At 60.5% G+C, this 14,082-nt stretch carries 15 protein-coding genes; 5 read left to right on the top strand and 10 right to left on the bottom strand.

Annotated elements, in window-relative coordinates; genetic code table 11:
* Positions 1-170 precede the first annotated feature (170 nt).
* Entirely contained in the window at positions 171-2,066 is a 1,896-nt protein-coding gene (gene parE, locus HNR62_RS05960) for a DNA topoisomerase IV subunit B (protein ID WP_204795181.1), read from the top strand.
* A gap of 13 nt (positions 2,067-2,079) precedes the next feature.
* Positions 2,080-4,326: a DNA topoisomerase IV subunit A gene (parC, locus tag HNR62_RS05955; protein ID WP_204795180.1), complete on the top strand. Its 2,247-nt coding sequence runs from the start codon at positions 2,080-2,082 to the stop codon at positions 4,324-4,326.
* 311 nt (positions 4,327-4,637) lie between these two features.
* Here the strand turns inward: parC and mutT are convergent, their stop codons facing one another.
* The 9 genes from mutT to HNR62_RS05910 all read right to left on the bottom strand — a co-directional run bounded on the left by mutT (position 4,638) and on the right by HNR62_RS05910 (position 10,506).
* Positions 4,638-5,054: an 8-oxo-dGTP diphosphatase MutT gene (gene mutT, locus HNR62_RS05950; protein ID WP_204795179.1), complete on the bottom strand. Its 417-nt coding sequence runs from the start codon at positions 5,052-5,054 to the stop codon at positions 4,638-4,640.
* Positions 5,044-5,235, bottom strand: a complete 192-nt coding sequence (gene yacG / locus HNR62_RS05945) for a DNA gyrase inhibitor YacG (protein WP_204795178.1) — start codon at positions 5,233-5,235, stop codon at positions 5,044-5,046. The genes mutT and yacG overlap by 11 nt, the downstream gene beginning before the upstream one ends.
* Positions 5,232-5,966: a cell division protein ZapD gene (gene zapD, locus HNR62_RS05940; protein ID WP_204795177.1), complete on the bottom strand. Its 735-nt coding sequence runs from the start codon at positions 5,964-5,966 to the stop codon at positions 5,232-5,234. Before zapD ends, yacG begins: the two co-directional genes overlap by 4 nt.
* Positions 5,967-6,017: 51 nt before the next feature.
* The gene (gene hemW / locus HNR62_RS05935) at positions 6,018-7,163 is read right to left on the bottom strand and encodes a radical SAM family heme chaperone HemW (protein WP_204795176.1); all 1,146 of its coding nucleotides are present in this window, start codon (positions 7,161-7,163) and stop codon (positions 6,018-6,020) included.
* Positions 7,163-7,765, bottom strand: a complete 603-nt coding sequence (locus HNR62_RS05930) for an XTP/dITP diphosphatase (RefSeq protein ID WP_338044078.1) — start codon at positions 7,763-7,765, stop codon at positions 7,163-7,165. Before HNR62_RS05930 ends, hemW begins: the two co-directional genes overlap by 1 nt.
* Before the next feature lie 119 nt (positions 7,766-7,884).
* Positions 7,885-8,298: a DUF4426 domain-containing protein gene (locus HNR62_RS05925; RefSeq protein ID WP_204795174.1), complete on the bottom strand. Its 414-nt coding sequence runs from the start codon at positions 8,296-8,298 to the stop codon at positions 7,885-7,887.
* Positions 8,299-8,420: 122 nt separating this feature from the next.
* A complete protein-coding gene (locus HNR62_RS05920) occupies positions 8,421-8,972 on the bottom strand; it encodes a YggT family protein (protein ID WP_204795173.1) in 552 nt (183 codons plus the stop codon).
* Positions 8,973-8,981: 9 nt separating this feature from the next.
* Positions 8,982-9,803, bottom strand: coding sequence for a pyrroline-5-carboxylate reductase (gene proC, locus HNR62_RS05915; RefSeq protein WP_204795172.1), 822 nt, complete (start codon positions 9,801-9,803; stop codon positions 8,982-8,984).
* Positions 9,804-9,813: 10 nt separating this feature from the next.
* Positions 9,814-10,506 carry a YggS family pyridoxal phosphate-dependent enzyme gene (locus tag HNR62_RS05910; RefSeq protein WP_204795171.1) on the bottom strand — a complete coding sequence of 231 codons (693 nt, stop codon included), beginning with the start codon at positions 10,504-10,506 and terminating at the stop codon, positions 9,814-9,816.
* A 33-nt stretch (positions 10,507-10,539) separates the two neighbouring features.
* Between HNR62_RS05910 and HNR62_RS05905 the strand changes: the two genes are divergently transcribed.
* The 3 genes from HNR62_RS05905 to yaaA all read left to right on the top strand — a co-directional run bounded on the left by HNR62_RS05905 (position 10,540) and on the right by yaaA (position 13,549).
* Positions 10,540-11,574: a type IV pilus twitching motility protein PilT gene (locus HNR62_RS05905; RefSeq protein ID WP_204795170.1), complete on the top strand. Its 1,035-nt coding sequence runs from the start codon at positions 10,540-10,542 to the stop codon at positions 11,572-11,574.
* A 14-nt stretch (positions 11,575-11,588) separates the two neighbouring features.
* Positions 11,589-12,701 (top strand): PilT/PilU family type 4a pilus ATPase, encoded by a 1,113-nt coding sequence (locus HNR62_RS05900; RefSeq protein ID WP_204795169.1) that lies wholly within the window; start codon positions 11,589-11,591, stop codon positions 12,699-12,701.
* A 74-nt stretch (positions 12,702-12,775) separates the two neighbouring features.
* A complete protein-coding gene (gene yaaA / locus HNR62_RS05895) occupies positions 12,776-13,549 on the top strand; it encodes a peroxide stress protein YaaA (RefSeq protein WP_204795168.1) in 774 nt (257 codons plus the stop codon).
* Between the two features lie 324 nt (positions 13,550-13,873).
* Here yaaA and HNR62_RS05890 read toward each other — a convergent pair whose 3' ends face one another.
* Positions 13,874-14,038: a hypothetical protein gene (locus HNR62_RS05890; RefSeq protein WP_204795167.1), complete on the bottom strand. Its 165-nt coding sequence runs from the start codon at positions 14,036-14,038 to the stop codon at positions 13,874-13,876.
* Between the last annotated feature and the right edge of the window lie 44 nt (positions 14,039-14,082).

Here is a 14,082-nt window from a genome sequence, read left to right as displayed (position 1 = left end):
GGGACGTTATGTGCTGAGCGTCCCAGGGATGGGCGCGAAGCGGGTCGGTGGAGCGAGCCCTTTGTCCGATTTGTAGACTCAAGTATCAGCCACTGGGTTTTGGGCCGCTTTGCGCCTGCGCCCTCAGGTAGTAAGATGCGGCCAACGAATCCCGATTACCGAAGGTCAATATGACATCGAGTCAATATACTGCCGACGCCATCGAAGTCCTCAATGGTCTGGAGCCGGTGCGGCGTCGCCCCGGCATGTATACGGACACCAGCCGGCCCAACCACCTGGGTCAGGAAGTCATCGATAACAGCGTGGACGAGGCCCTGGCCGGCCACGCCAGCAAGGTCGAGGTGATACTGCACGCCGACCAGTCGCTGGAAGTGATCGACGACGGCCGCGGCATGCCGGTGGACATACATCCGGAAGAAGGCATCTCCGGGGTCGAGCTGATCTTCTGCAAGCTGCACGCCGGCGGCAAGTTCTCCAACAAGAACTACCAGTTTTCCGGTGGTCTGCACGGCGTGGGCATCTCTGTGGTCAACGGCCTCAGTACCCGGGTCGACGTCACAGTGCGTCGCGGCGGCCAGGTGTTCGAGATGGCCTTCGAAAACGGCAACAAGGTGAGTGAACTCACCGTCACCGGCACCTGCGGTCAGCGCAACAGCGGCACCCGGGTGCGCTTCTGGCCCGACGCCGGCTACTTCGACTCGCCCCGGTTCTCCGTTTCCCGGCTCAAGCACCTGCTCAAGGCCAAGGCGGTGCTCTGCCCGGGCCTGACTATCCGCTTCCAGGACAAGGTCAACGACGAAACCCTGGAATGGTGTTATCAGGACGGCCTGAAAGATTATCTGGTGGAGTCGGTCAAGGAATTCACCTGCCTGCCCGAACAGCCGTTTACCGGCAACTTTACCGCCGAACACTCGGCGGTGGAGTGGGCCCTGACCTGGCTGCCCGACGGCGGCGAGGGACTGGGTGAAAGCTACGTCAACCTGATCCCCACCGCCCAGGGCGGCACCCATGTCAACGGCCTGCGTCAGGGCCTGCTCGATGCCATGCGCGACTTCTGTGAATTTCGCAACCTGCTGCCGCGGGGCGTCAAGCTGACGCCGGACGACATCTGGGAACGCTGCGCCTACATACTGTCGGTCAAGATGCAGGACCCCCAGTTTGCCGGCCAGACCAAGGAGCGGCTGTCGTCGCGCCAGAGCTCGGCCTTCGTTTCCGGCATAGTGAAGGATGCCTTCAGCCTGTGGCTGAACCAGCATACCGAGCTGGCGGAGCAGCTTGCCGAATTGTGTATCAGCAGCGCCCAGCGTCGTTTGCGTCAGGCCAAGAAGGTGGTGCGCAAGAAGGTCACCCAGGGCCCGGCACTGCCCGGCAAGCTCACCGACTGCGCCTGCTCCGATCCCATGCGGGGCGAGCTGTTTCTGGTGGAGGGCGACTCGGCCGGCGGCAGCGCCAAGCAGGCGCGGGACCGGGAGTTTCAGGCCATCATGCCGCTGCGCGGCAAGATACTGAACACCTGGGAGGTAGAGTCCGGTCAGGTGCTGGCCTCCCAGGAAGTGCACAATATCTCGGTGGCCATCGGCCTGGATCCGGACTCGACCGACCTGTCCGAGCTGCGCTACGGCAAGATCTGTATTCTGGCCGATGCGGACTCCGACGGCCTGCATATCGCCACCCTGCTGTGCGCCCTGTTTGTGCGCCACTTCCGTCATCTGGTGGAGCAGGGGCATGTCTATGTGGCCATGCCGCCCCTGTATCGCATCGATGTGGGCAAGGAGGTGTTCTATGCCCTCGACGAGGGTGAGCGCGACGGCGTACTGGAGCGGATCCGGGCCGAGAAGAAAAAAGGCAAGGTACAGGTGACCCGCTTCAAGGGTCTGGGCGAGATGAACCCCAAGCAACTGCGCGAAACCACCCTGGATCCCAATACCCGCCGCCTGGTGCAGCTGACGGTGGACGACATGGACGCCACCGAGAAACTGATGGACATGCTGCTGGCCAAGAAGCGGTCGAGCGATCGCCGTGAATGGCTCGAAACCAAGGGCAACCTGGTCGATCCCCTGGCCTGAGGAAAGAGACAGAATGAACAACAACGATTTCACCATGGAAGGCGTAGAACGCCAGCCATTGCACACCTTTACCGAGCAGGCCTATCTCAACTACTCCATGTACGTGATCATGGACCGAGCCCTGCCCCATATCGGCGATGGCCTCAAGCCGGTGCAGCGCCGCATCATCTACGCCATGAGCGAACTGGGCTTGTCGGCCCTGTCCAAGCACAAGAAATCCGCCCGTACCGTGGGCGACGTGCTGGGCAAGTATCATCCCCACGGCGACTCCGCCTGTTACGAGGCCATGGTGCTGATGGCCCAGCCGTTTTCCTACCGCTATCCGCTGGTAGACGGCCAGGGTAACTGGGGCGCGCCGGACGATCCCAAGTCGTTCGCCGCCATGCGTTATACCGAGGCGCGGCTGTCGCGCTTCTCCGAACTGCTGCTGTCCGAGCTGGGCCAGGGCACGGTGGAGTGGATCCCCAACTTCGACGGCACCATGAAAGAGCCGCGCATGCTGCCGGCCCGGTTGCCGCACATACTGCTGAACGGTATCACCGGCATTGCAGTGGGCATGGCCACCGACATACCGCCGCACAACGTGCGCGAAATCGCCAATGCCTGTGTGCACATGCTGGACAACCCCAGGGCCACGGTAGAAGAGTTGATGGCCTTCGTGGACGGCCCCGACTACCCGACCCGGGCCGAGATCATCACCCCCAGGGCCGATATCCGTAAAATTTACGAAACCGGCCGGGGCAGCATCAAGATGCGGGCCGTCTATCACCAGGAGCAGGGCGACATCGTCATCACCGCCCTGCCACACCAGGCCAGCGGCGGCAAGATACTGGAGCAGATCGCCGGCCAGATGCAGGCCAAGAAGCTGCCCATGGTGGCGGATCTGCGCGACGAGGCGGATCACGAAAACCCGACCCGGCTGGTGATCATTCCCCGCTCCAACCGGGTGGACGTGGATCAGCTGATGCAGCACCTGTTCGCCAGCACCGATCTGGAGAAGAGCTACCGGGTCAATCTGAACATGCTGGGACTGGACAGCCGGCCCCAGGTGAAGACGCTGGATATGATCCTCGGCGAATGGCTGCAGTTCCGTCGGCAAACGGTGCGCAACCGGCTGCAGTACCGGCTGGACAAGGTCGAGGCCCGGCTGCACATTCTGGCCGGTCTGCTGATCGCCTTCCTCAATATCGACGAGGTGATCGAGATCATCCGGGCCGAAGACGAGCCCAAGCCGGTGCTGATGAGCCGCTTCGAGCTGACCGAGATCCAGGCCGAAGCCATCCTGGAGCTGAAACTGCGTCACCTGGCCAAGCTGGAAGAGATGAAGATCCGCGGTGAACAGGACGAGCTGGCCGCCGAGCGCGACAAGCTGGCGCTGTTGCTGGGCTCGGAGCGCCGGCTGAATACCCTGATCAAAAAAGAGATACTGGCCGATGCCGAAAAATACGGTGACGACAGGCTGTCACCGCTGGTGGAGCGGGAAGAAGCCCGCGCCCTGAGCGAGAAAGAGCTGATCCCGAGCGAGCCGGTGACGGTAGTGCTGTCCGACAAGGGCTGGATCCGTTCGGCCAAAGGCCTGGATGTGGACGGCACCACCCTGAACTACAAGGCCGGCGACGGCTTCCTCGATGCCGCCGCCGGGCGCAGCAACCAGATGGCGGTGTTTCTGTCCAATATCGGTCGCGCCTATGGTCAGGATGCCCACAGCCTGCCCTCGGCCCGGGGCCAGGGTGAGCCGCTGACCGGCCGCTGCAGCCTGAGCCCGGGCGAGCAGGCCCGCTTCGTGCTGATGGGCGACGACGAACGCCTGTACCTGCTGGCGTCCGACGCCGGTTACGGTTTCGTCTGTCGCTTTGGTGACATGGTCAGCCGCAACAAGAACGGCAAGGCGCTGCTGACGGTGCCGGCGGGCGGTGAGGTACTGAAGCCGGTGGCCATCGACCGGCTGGAGAGCGACTTGTGCCTGGCGGTGACCAATGAAGGCCGCATGCTGCTGTTCCCGCTCAAGGATCTGCCGCTGCTGGGCAAGGGCAAGGGCAACAAGATCATCGGCATACCCGGCGCCCGCGTACAGGCGCGGGAAGATTTCATCAAGCAATTGGTGGTGGTGCCGGAAGGCGCCAGCGTGACTCTGCATGCGGGCAAGCGCAAGCTGACCCTCAAGCCCGCCGATCTGGCCCATTACCAGGGCGAACGCGGCCGCCGCGGCGCCCTGCTGCCCCGTGGCCTGCAACGGGTAGACAGCCTGGAAATCGAATAAAGAAGGTGAGGGGCGAGGCGAAAGGCGTGAGGGGAAATTTGATTACCCCTCACACCTCACCGTTATTCTGCAGTGCGTAGGTTGCGAATGAGCGTAGCGAATTCCAACGCCAACGGGCCAAGGCGGCTGTGGAAAGTTGGGATTCGCTTCGCTTATCGCCAACCTACTGCTCACGGCGTCTGCAGTTTGTCGACGATGGGGCGGTTGGCGGCAATGCGTAGGTTGCGAATGAGCGTAGCGAATTCCAACGCCAATGGCCAAGGCGGCTGTGGAATCTTGGGATTCGCTTCGCTTATCGCCAACCTACTGCTTCAGTTTCCGGCTTCGGTCTGCAGCTTGTCGACAATCGGGCTGTTGGCGGCGGGAAAATCGTATTGATGTAGCTCGCTCACCGGTACCCAGCGGCTGGGCTGGCCTTCGAGGCCCCGCGGCTCGCCACTGAAGGCGGTGACCTTGCGGATGTCGAGTATGACCTGCTTGTCGCCGTAGTCGTGCTCGATACGCATCAAGGAATGGCATTCGGTCACATGAATGCCGATCTCCTCTTCCAGCTCCCGGGCCAGGGCCTGGGCCACGGTTTCGCCGGCTTCCACCTTGCCACCGGGAAACTCCCACTTGTTGGCCTGATGCTGGCCGGCACCACGGCGGCAGATGAATATCTCGCCAGCGGTATTTTCAATCACGCCCACCGCCACCAGCACCGACTTCTTGAGCGCCTCAATACTCATTTTCATCATCCCGATCCGGCAGCCAGGCGGGGTCGCCGGGAATGCGCTTTTCTTCGTCGGCCCATTCGCCCAGGTCGATCAGCTGGCAGCGTTTGCTGCAGAAGGGACGGAAGGGGCTTTGCTCGTTCCACTCCACCGGTTTTTTGCAGGTGGGGCAGGGTACAGTGGTGATTTTGCTCATTTGATATTGGCCAGTTCAAAGTCGATATTGCCGATCTCGGTGTTGCCGACCGGCATGAAGCGAATGGTATAGCGATATTTATTGCCGCTGACCACCGGGTAGGCGGCCAGCGCTGTCGGCAGACGCAGGCGGATCATCTCGGTCTGTTCGGCATTGTCCTGAAAGAAGCCGTTGCTGGCTTGCTGGGGCCTGAACTGACCGACTTCCCGCCACAGGGTCAGCAGCAGCTGCAGCCCCTGCTGCAGCAGCTGCAGTTGTGCCAGCCAGCCGTCGATATCCTGCTGCTGGTTGGCTGTGGGTTGATGCAACCAGTAATGCAGTTGGGGCACGTCGAAGGCGCAGAGCCCCCCGGGAATGGCGAACCGGCTGCGTACGGTTGACAGCAGCTTGTCTTCGCGCAGCAACTGGCCCAGACGGGCGGCCCGGGGCAGCTGCTGGTTCAAGTCGGCCAATTGCCGTTCCAGCTGGGCCAGGGCGGCGGCGTCGACGCCGGGCGCCTGGGCCCAGGCGGCCAGCTTGTTTTTCTGGGTATTCAGATCCCTGGCCAGATCGGTGCGCACATCGCAGCGTTCCAGCAGCTCCATGATATCCAGCAGCGCCTTGAACAGCGCTATGGTCTGGCCGTCGGCGCCCAGGCTGCGGCACCGGTGAATTTGCTGCAGCAGCTCGTTGAGGCGCAAATAATTGCGACATTTTTCATTGAGGGGATATTCGTAAACCAGTGATGACATAAGGCTCCGGCCCGCAAAGTGAAGGCTGTAATAACGGCAAGTTTACCCGCATCAGTCGCTAATAAACAAATCCAGCAGTCGGTTAAGAAAGCGTCGACCCAGGGGCGTGACCTGCCAGCTTTCGCCATGGTCCTCCAGCAAACCCAGCCGCAACGCCTCTGTCAGCGGGGCCTGCAACTGCGAGGCGGACAGCCCGGTCAGCTCCTGGAGTTCATGCCGGGGAATGGGTTCGAACAGTCGCAACCGGTTCATGAAGTATTCCAGCGACAGTTCCTGCGCCGCTATGGGCCAGTACTGATCCAGATAGGGTCGACCCGGTTCCAGATAGCCCTTGGGATGCTTGACCTTGACGGTGCGTACCAGCTTGCCTTCGAGCGGCAGTGTGATTTTGCCGTGGGCGCCGCAGCCGATGCCCAGATAGTCGCCGAAGCGCCAGTAGTTGAGATTGTGTTGCGCTTCATGCCCCGGTTTGGCGTAGGCGGACACCTCGTACTGGTGGTAGCCGTTCGCCAGCAGCAGCTCGTGGCCCTGCTCGTAGATATCGGCCAGTATCTCGTCTTCCGGCAGTGCCGGCGGACGCGAGGCGAAAGGGGTGTTGGGCTCTATGGTGAGCTGATACCAGGACAGATGCGGCGGCGACAGGGCGATGGCCTGCTCCAGATCCGACAGGGCGTCACTCAGGCTCTGCTCGGGCAGGCCGTGCATCAGATCCAGATTGAAGGTGTTCAGGCCCACGCTGGCGGCTTCGCGGGCGGCAAAGCGGGCCTGTTCCGGGTCGTGGATACGGCCCAGGCGGCGCAGTTGTTCGGACTGAAAGCTCTGAATACCGATGGAAATACGGTTGACGCCGGCCGCCTTGAAACCGGCGAAGCGGCCGGCCTCTACTGTGCCCGGGTTGGCTTCCAGGGTGATTTCCATCTGGTCGCGAAAGGGGATCAGCCCTTGTACGCCGCTCAGCAGCCGGCCGATGGCCTCGGGCGTCAGCAGGCTAGGGGTGCCGCCGCCGATAAAGATGCTGTGCAGTGCACGACCCTGGGCCAGATGCAGATCCTGGCGCAGGTCATCCAGCAGTGCCGTGACATAGGCCTGCTCGGGAATCGTTTCTTTCATGGCGTGGGAGTTGAAGTCGCAGTAGGGACACTTCTGCACACACCAGGGAATATGAATGTAGAGGCTGAGCGGCGGTAATTGCAGCATCAGGCTTGTTGCTCCTGCAGCAGGGTCAGCAGCTGGCGCAAGGCCTGGCCGCGGTGACTGAGGCGGTTTTTCTCGGCGGCGTCGAGTTCGGCGGCGGTTTTACCGGCTTCGGGCACGAAGAAAACGGGGTCGTAGCCGAAGCCCTGCTCACCCTGCGGCTGTTCGGTAATGCGGCCCTGCCAGGAGCCGCTGCAAATCAGCGGGGTAGGATCATTGGCGTGGCGCATATAGACCAGCACACACCAGAAGGTGGCCTGGCGTTGTTCGGTGGGCACGCCGTTCAGTTCGGACAGCAGCAGCTCCAGGTTCTGCCGATCGCCGGCTCCCACTCCGGCAAAGCGGGCGGAATAGACGCCGGGGCGGCCATCGAGCGCATCCACCGCCAGCCCGGAGTCGTCGGCGATGGCCGGCAGTCCGGTCACGGCCGCCGCATGGCGGGCCTTGATGATGGCGTTTTCCACGAAGGTGGTGCCGGTTTCATCGGCGTCGCTCACGGCCAGTTCGGTCTGGGGAGTCACTGTCATGCCCAGTTCACCGAGCAGGCGTTGCAGTTCGGCAACTTTTTTGGCGTTGCCGGAGGCCAGTACGATTTGTTGAGTCACCTTTCGTTCCTGTGGAATACCGCGAGTGGGCATGATACCACCGTAGGGGAAAGATGTGGGGCGTGAAACGTGAGGGGGGGCTCCTCACCCCTCACCCTTCACTCCTCACAAGTAAGTACTCAGTCGGTATAGAAGGTATGGCGAAAGGAGAGCTCTCCGGCCTGGGTCGGGCTTTGAATGTCGATGGTGAACAGCACATTGTCTTCGTTACGATAGGGATATTCGGCAATGTAGTAGATGGCATCGCCTTCCCGCACCGTCTGGAATGCCAGCTTGCGTACCGTGCCGATCAGGGTCTTGCCCTGGCCGCTGAGATTGACCTGCTGAGACTTGCCGTCTTTGTCGAGCACGGCAATATTCAGGATGCCGTTATAGCGGCTGCGCTCTATCTGGTAGCTGCGCGCCACTTCGGGGGTGAGAAAGGTGGATGGCAGGGCGCTGTAATGTACGGTCCAGTTGCCTACCCGGGTTTCGGCGGCCTGGCTGTGGAACGAAAACAGCAATAGCAGCGCCGAGAAAATAAATTTGAACATAATCGTGCCTTGTTGTTGAGAGCATTATGGTTAGTTTAGGCCGAGAAACCGATCCCGGCTGGCCTTGGGTTGCAGGTAAAGAGTGAGGTAGAGCCGGTCCTGCTCCAGCCGGACCGGTTGACTTACAGCTGCCACCAGAGCTGGCCAAACAGGTCGCCCATCAGCCAGTTGAGGGCCTGCAGGCCGATAAAGGCCAGCAGCATGGACAAGTCCAGGCCGCCCATGGGAGGAATAATACGGCGCAGGGGCGCCAGCAGGGGTTCGGTCAGCTGGAACAGCACGTATTCAATCTGGCTGCGGCCCTGGCTGACCCAGCTCAGCAGCGCCCGGACGATCAGGATCCAGAACAGCATGACCCCGGCTTTTTTCAGCACTGTGATCAGGCCCACCAGCAGCACGGTACTCCAGTCGGCGTAGAGTACGTTCATGGCCTTGAACAGCATCAGCTTCAGCGTCGCCACCAGCACCGCCAGCACTACGGCGGCAAAGTCGATACCGAAGAAGCCGGGAATGAAACGACGTAGCGGCTTCAGCACCGGATTGGTGGCCTTGACCACGAACTGGCTGAAGGGATTGTAAAAATCCGCCCTGGCCAGTTGCAGCCAGATACGCAGCAGCACCACCATCAGGTAAAGATCGAAAACGGTATTAATCAGGTAGTAAGCAGTGTTCATTATTATTCCTTAGAGCTGCGTTTCCAGTTCCCGCGCCCGCGCCACGGCGGCGGCCATGGCATCGGCCACCAGTTGTTCCAGTCCCTGCTCCTGAAAGCTGCGAATGGCATCGGCGGTGGTACCGCCCTTTGACGTCACCCGTGCACGAAGCTCGCCCAGACTGGTGTCGGGGTTGGCAGCCACCATATTGGCGGCACCCAGCGCGGTTTGCTGCACCAGCAAGCGGGCTTCCTGTTCGGTGAAACCGGATTGTTGCGCCTGGGCGGCCATGGCTTCCATAAACAGGAAGAAATAGGCGGGGGCGCTGCCGGCGGCGGCGATGATCTGGTTGATGCCGTCTTCCTGTGCCACCCACAGGGTCTTGCCCACCGCCTGCATCATCTGTTCGCAGTAATCCCGATCCGCCTGTTCAACATGATCTCTGGCATAAAGACCGGTCATGCCCAGCCCCAGCAAGGAGGGCGTGTTGGGCATGGTGCGTACGATGCGGTTCTGACCGGCCATCTGCTCCAGGCGAGACACATTGATGCCGGCAGCGATGGAGATCAGCAGTTTGCCGGCGAGCCCATCGCTTGACTGCAGCAGCGCCTCCAGCATGGTGGCCATCATCTGCGGTTTGACCGCCAGCACCAGGGCCTGGGCCCAGTTGGCGGCCTCGGCGTTATCCTGGGTGGTGCGAATACCGAAATCGGCCGCCAGTGCATCCAGCTTGGGGCGAGACGGATTGGCGGCCATGATGGCATCGGCCGGGTAGCCGGACTGGATCAGACCGGAAATCAGGCTGCGTGACATGTTGCCTGCGCCGATAAAGGCGAGTTTTCTGTGTTCCATCAATGATCACTCAAGGGTTGCGAGAGCCAAATATGGCCGTGCCAACCCTTACCAGGGTGCTGCCACAGGCCACTGCGAGTTCGAGATCCTTACTCATCCCCATCGACAATGTGTCCATCTGAGGATATTTTGCCGCCATTCTATCAAAGAGGTGCTTCAACTCTAGTAATTGCGTCTTTAGTCGGTCGGAATTGTCGGTGGCCTCCGGTATTGCCATCAGGCCGCGCAGGCATAATCCGGGTAACTGGCTGATGTGTTGGGCCAGCGCTTCCACCTGTTCGGGTGGCAGACCGGACTTGCTGTCTTCCCCGCTGATGTTGACCTGCAGGCAGATATTGAGTGGCCGCATGTTGCCCGGTCGCTGGGCGCTGAGTCGCTGTGCTATTCTGAGCCGGTCAACGCTTTGCACCCAGTCGAAGGCCTCGGCCACCAGGCGGCTTTTATTGGACTGCAAGGGCCCTATCAGGTGCCAGCGAATATCGGGGCAGTCGGCCTTGAGGGCGGCGATTTTATCGACGGCTTCCTGCACGTAGTTTTCACCGAACTGGCGCTGGCCGGCGGCATAGGCGGCCTGCACGTCGGCGGCGGGTTTGGTCTTGCTCACCGCCAGCAACTGGATATCATGGGGACTTCGCTCACAGATAGCGGCGGCGTCTGCGATTCTGGCGTGAACTTGTTGCAGGTGTTCTACGATAGTATTCATATGAGTAACAAACCGAGAGCGACAGGAGAGGATATGGATATTACGGAATTATTGGCGTTTAGTGTAAAGCATAATGCATCGGATCTGCACCTGTCCGCCGGGGTGTCGCCGCAGATACGGGTGGATGGCGAAGTGCGCAAGATCAACCTGCCGGAGATGGATCATCGGGAAGTGCAGCGGCTGGTGTATGACATCATGAACGATCGCCAACGCAAGGAGCTGGAAGAAAACCTCGAGGCCGACTTCTCGTTCGAGTTGCCGGGTCTGGCCCGCTTCCGGGTCAACGCCTATCAGCAGGCTCGGGGCGCGGCGGCGGTGTTCCGGGTTATCCCCAGCGAGGTCTGGACACTGGAGCAACTGGGCGGGCCGGATATTTTTCGTCGTATCGCCGAATATCCCCGTGGTCTGGTGCTGGTGACCGGGCCGACCGGTTCCGGTAAATCCACCACACTGGCGGCCATGGTCGACCATATCAACGAGAACTATAACAAGCATATTCTCACCATCGAAGATCCCATCGAGTTCGTGCACAGCAGCAAGAAATGTCTGGTCAACCAGCGCGAAGTGCACAGAGATACCCACTCGTTCAGCAATGCCCTGCGCTCGGCCCTGCGGGAGGATCCGGACATTATTCTGGTGGGGGAGCTTCGGGATCTGGAAACCATTCGGCTGGCGCTGACCGCCGCCGAAACCGGTCACCTGGTGTTCGGTACCCTGCATACCTCCTCGGCGGCCAAGACCATAGACCGTATCATCGATGTCTTTCCGGGCGCCGAGAAAGACATGGTACGCTCCATGCTGTCCGAGTCGTTGCGTGCGGTGATCTCCCAGACCCTGCTGAAGAAGGAGAGCGGCGGCCGTATCGCCGCCCACGAGATCATGCTGGGCACCACGGCGATTCGCAACCTGATCCGGGAAGACAAGGTGGCGCAGATGTATTCGGTGATCCAGACCGGCATGGCCCATGGCATGCAGACCATGGATCAGTGTCTGAAGCTGCTGGTCAGCAGCGGCATGGTTGCCCCGATGGAAGCCCGCACCAAGGCGGTGGATCCGCAAAGCATCTGACACCAGGAGGCGATATGGCGTTAACGCCGTTACTGCAGGCCATGCTGGACAAGCAGGCCTCGGATATGTATATCTCCGTCGGCGTACCGCCGACGGTCAAAAGCCATGGGCGCCTGGTGCAGGTGACCGACACGGCGCTGACTCCGGAAGCGGCACTGGCACTGGTGGAGTCCTGCATGAGCGATGACTGGCGTGAACGCTTTCATCGTCAGAAGGAAGCCAACTTCGCCATCAGCGACGAACAGCTGGGCCGTTTTCGGGTCAGCGCCTTCTGGCAGCAGGACCAGGCGGGCATGGTGATCCGGCGCATCGAAAGCCGGATCCCCACCTTCGAGGAACTGTATCTGCCCGAGGTGTTGCAGGAAGTGGCCATGGCCAAGCGCGGTCTGGTGCTGTTTGTGGGCGGTACCGGCTCCGGCAAGTCCACCTCGCTGGCGGCGATGATTGGCCACCGTAACCGTCATTCGGACGGCCATATCCTCACCATAGAGGATCCGGTGGAATTTATTCACCAGCACGACAGATCCATCATCACCCAGCGCGAGGTGGGCACCGATACCGAGTCCTTCGATGCGGCCCTGAAAAGCTCCCTGCGTCAGGCGCCGAACGTGATTCTGATCGGAGAGATCCGCTCGGAAGAAACCATGGGCTATGCGCTGGCCTTTGCCGAAACCGGTCACCTGTGCATGGCCACCCTGCATGCCAACAACGCCAACCAGGCGCTGGACAGGATCATGCACCTGGTGCCGGAAAGCAAACACCGTCAGTTGCAGTTTGACCTGTCGTTCAACCTCAAGGCGATAGTGGGGCAGCAGCTGATCCCGACCCAGAATGGTACACAGCGTCGCGGCGCCTTCGAGATCCTGCTCAATACGCCCCTGGTATCGGATATTATTCGCAAGGGAGACATGCACCGGCTGAAAGAGGTCATGAGCAAGTCGCGCGAGCTGGGCATGCAGACCTTCGATCAGGCGCTGTTTGATCTTTATAGCCAGAACCATATAGGCTACACCGAAGCGGTGGCCTACGCCGACTCGCCCAACGATCTGCGGCTGATGATCAAGTTGCAGGGGGGCGGTGGCATGGATGCCGGCCTGCTCGACAACGTGACCATCGAGTCCGATTAACCCGTGTTTGTACCGCCCCGTCACGGCCTGGCGCCGTGACGGGGCGGTTTGTGACAGCCATTCAGAGGCCCTTCATGTTAATAGTGGTTTCCCCCGCCAAGACCCTCGATTTTGACACGCCACCGGTGATTGCCGATGTGACCCGGCCCGAGCTGCTGGCGCATTCGGCCGAGCTTATCGAGCGTGCGCGGCAGCTGACCCCGGCCGACATCGGCAAGCTGATGGGGATCAGCGACAAGCTGTCCGGGCTTAATGCCGCCCGTTTTGCCGACTGGCAGCCTGACTTTACCCCGAATAATGCCAAGCAGGCGTTGCTGGCGTTCAAGGGGGATGTGTATACCGGGCTGGACGCCGAAAGCCTGACCCCGGATGACTTTGCCTTTGCCCAGGCACATCTGCGCATGCTGTCGGGGTTGTATGGTTTATTGCGTCCGCTGGATTTGATGCAGCCTTACCGGCTGGAGATGGGCACCAAACTGGACAACGAACGGGGCAAGGATCTGTATCAGTTCTGGGGCGATATCATTACCGACAAGCTCAATGAGGCGCTGACGGCGCAGGGTGACAATGTGCTGATTAACCTGGCCTCCAACGAATACTTCAAGGCGGTGAAACCGAGAAAGCTGGACGGACAAATCATCACGCCGGTGTTCAAGGACTGCAAGAAGGGCCAGTACAAGATCATCAGCTTCTACGCCAAGAAGGCGAGGGGCATGATGGCGCGCTACATCATCGAAAACAGACTGACCGAGGTGAGCCAGCTGACCGCCTTCGATACCGCCGGTTACTATTTTGTGGAAGCGGAGTCGACGGCCACCGAGCTGGTGTTCAAGCGGGAGGAGCAGTAAAGGAGCCTTCAGCAATAAAAGAGCCCTCAGCTATAAAAAAGAGCAAAAAAACCGGAACCTTTCGGTTCGGCCGCCCTCTGAATAGGTGTGCTTACTGAATTTGAATTCTCTCTCTTCTTCAATTTTGACCGGTCCCGATGGGCCGGTTTTTTTATGTGCCGGTTTTACCGGAGACACCTTATACCCATTCCCTTAACGACGTGCTCAGTTGCTGATAACAATACCGCGTTTAACCTCCGGTCATGACGGAGTCGGTATCTTCCTGCAGGAGATCCTGACTTTCGTCAGGATGACGGCCTGAGCACATGATTAATCCGATTGGTATTACTGATCCCACAGGGTTCTGGCGTTGTCGACGGTGCGGCGGCCGCGCTGCTGGCGACGCTCGTGGTGATCCGGTTCCCAGCGGATCAGATCCCGTCGATCCAGGATCTGCCGCCGGCATTGTTGCCGCCGCTCCCTGCCTGAATAATGCCTCAACATGACCATACATCCATCCTTCCACGCCTGTTTTTCTAAAGCATAGTCGAGCA

The organism is Oceanisphaera litoralis (assembly GCF_016907015.1).
GTDB classification, from domain to species: Bacteria; Pseudomonadota; Gammaproteobacteria; order Enterobacterales; family Aeromonadaceae; genus Oceanimonas; species Oceanimonas litoralis.
Note: the sequence above shows the minus strand (reverse complement) of the source record. Positions and strands in the feature narration are given on the sequence as shown.

What these genes read in the sequence shown, in the direction of transcription:
- zapD (WP_204795177.1), bottom strand. Translation starts at nt 5,966, where the DNA reads ATGTCATCACTGGTTTACGAATATCCCCTCAATGAAAAATGTCGCAAT.
- parC (WP_204795180.1), top strand. Translation starts at nt 2,080, where the DNA reads ATGAACAACAACGATTTCACCATGGAAGGCGTAGAACGCCAGCCATTG.
- mutT (WP_204795179.1), bottom strand. Translation starts at nt 5,054, where the DNA reads ATGAGTATTGAGGCGCTCAAGAAGTCGGTGCTGGTGGCGGTGGGCGTG.
- HNR62_RS05900 (WP_204795169.1), top strand. Translation starts at nt 11,589, where the DNA reads ATGGCGTTAACGCCGTTACTGCAGGCCATGCTGGACAAGCAGGCCTCG.
- parE (WP_204795181.1), top strand. Translation starts at nt 171, where the DNA reads ATGACATCGAGTCAATATACTGCCGACGCCATCGAAGTCCTCAATGGT.
- proC (WP_204795172.1), bottom strand. Translation starts at nt 9,803, where the DNA reads ATGGAACACAGAAAACTCGCCTTTATCGGCGCAGGCAACATGTCACGC.
- hemW (WP_204795176.1), bottom strand. Translation starts at nt 7,163, where the DNA reads ATGCTGCAATTACCGCCGCTCAGCCTCTACATTCATATTCCCTGGTGT.
- yacG (WP_204795178.1), bottom strand. Translation starts at nt 5,235, where the DNA reads ATGAGCAAAATCACCACTGTACCCTGCCCCACCTGCAAAAAACCGGTG.
- yaaA (WP_204795168.1), top strand. Translation starts at nt 12,776, where the DNA reads ATGTTAATAGTGGTTTCCCCCGCCAAGACCCTCGATTTTGACACGCCA.
- HNR62_RS05890 (WP_204795167.1), bottom strand. Translation starts at nt 14,038, where the DNA reads ATGGTCATGTTGAGGCATTATTCAGGCAGGGAGCGGCGGCAACAATGC.
- HNR62_RS05925 (WP_204795174.1), bottom strand. Translation starts at nt 8,298, where the DNA reads ATGTTCAAATTTATTTTCTCGGCGCTGCTATTGCTGTTTTCGTTCCAC.
- HNR62_RS05910 (WP_204795171.1), bottom strand. Translation starts at nt 10,506, where the DNA reads ATGAATACTATCGTAGAACACCTGCAACAAGTTCACGCCAGAATCGCA.
- HNR62_RS05905 (WP_204795170.1), top strand. Translation starts at nt 10,540, where the DNA reads ATGGATATTACGGAATTATTGGCGTTTAGTGTAAAGCATAATGCATCG.
- HNR62_RS05920 (WP_204795173.1), bottom strand. Translation starts at nt 8,972, where the DNA reads ATGAACACTGCTTACTACCTGATTAATACCGTTTTCGATCTTTACCTG.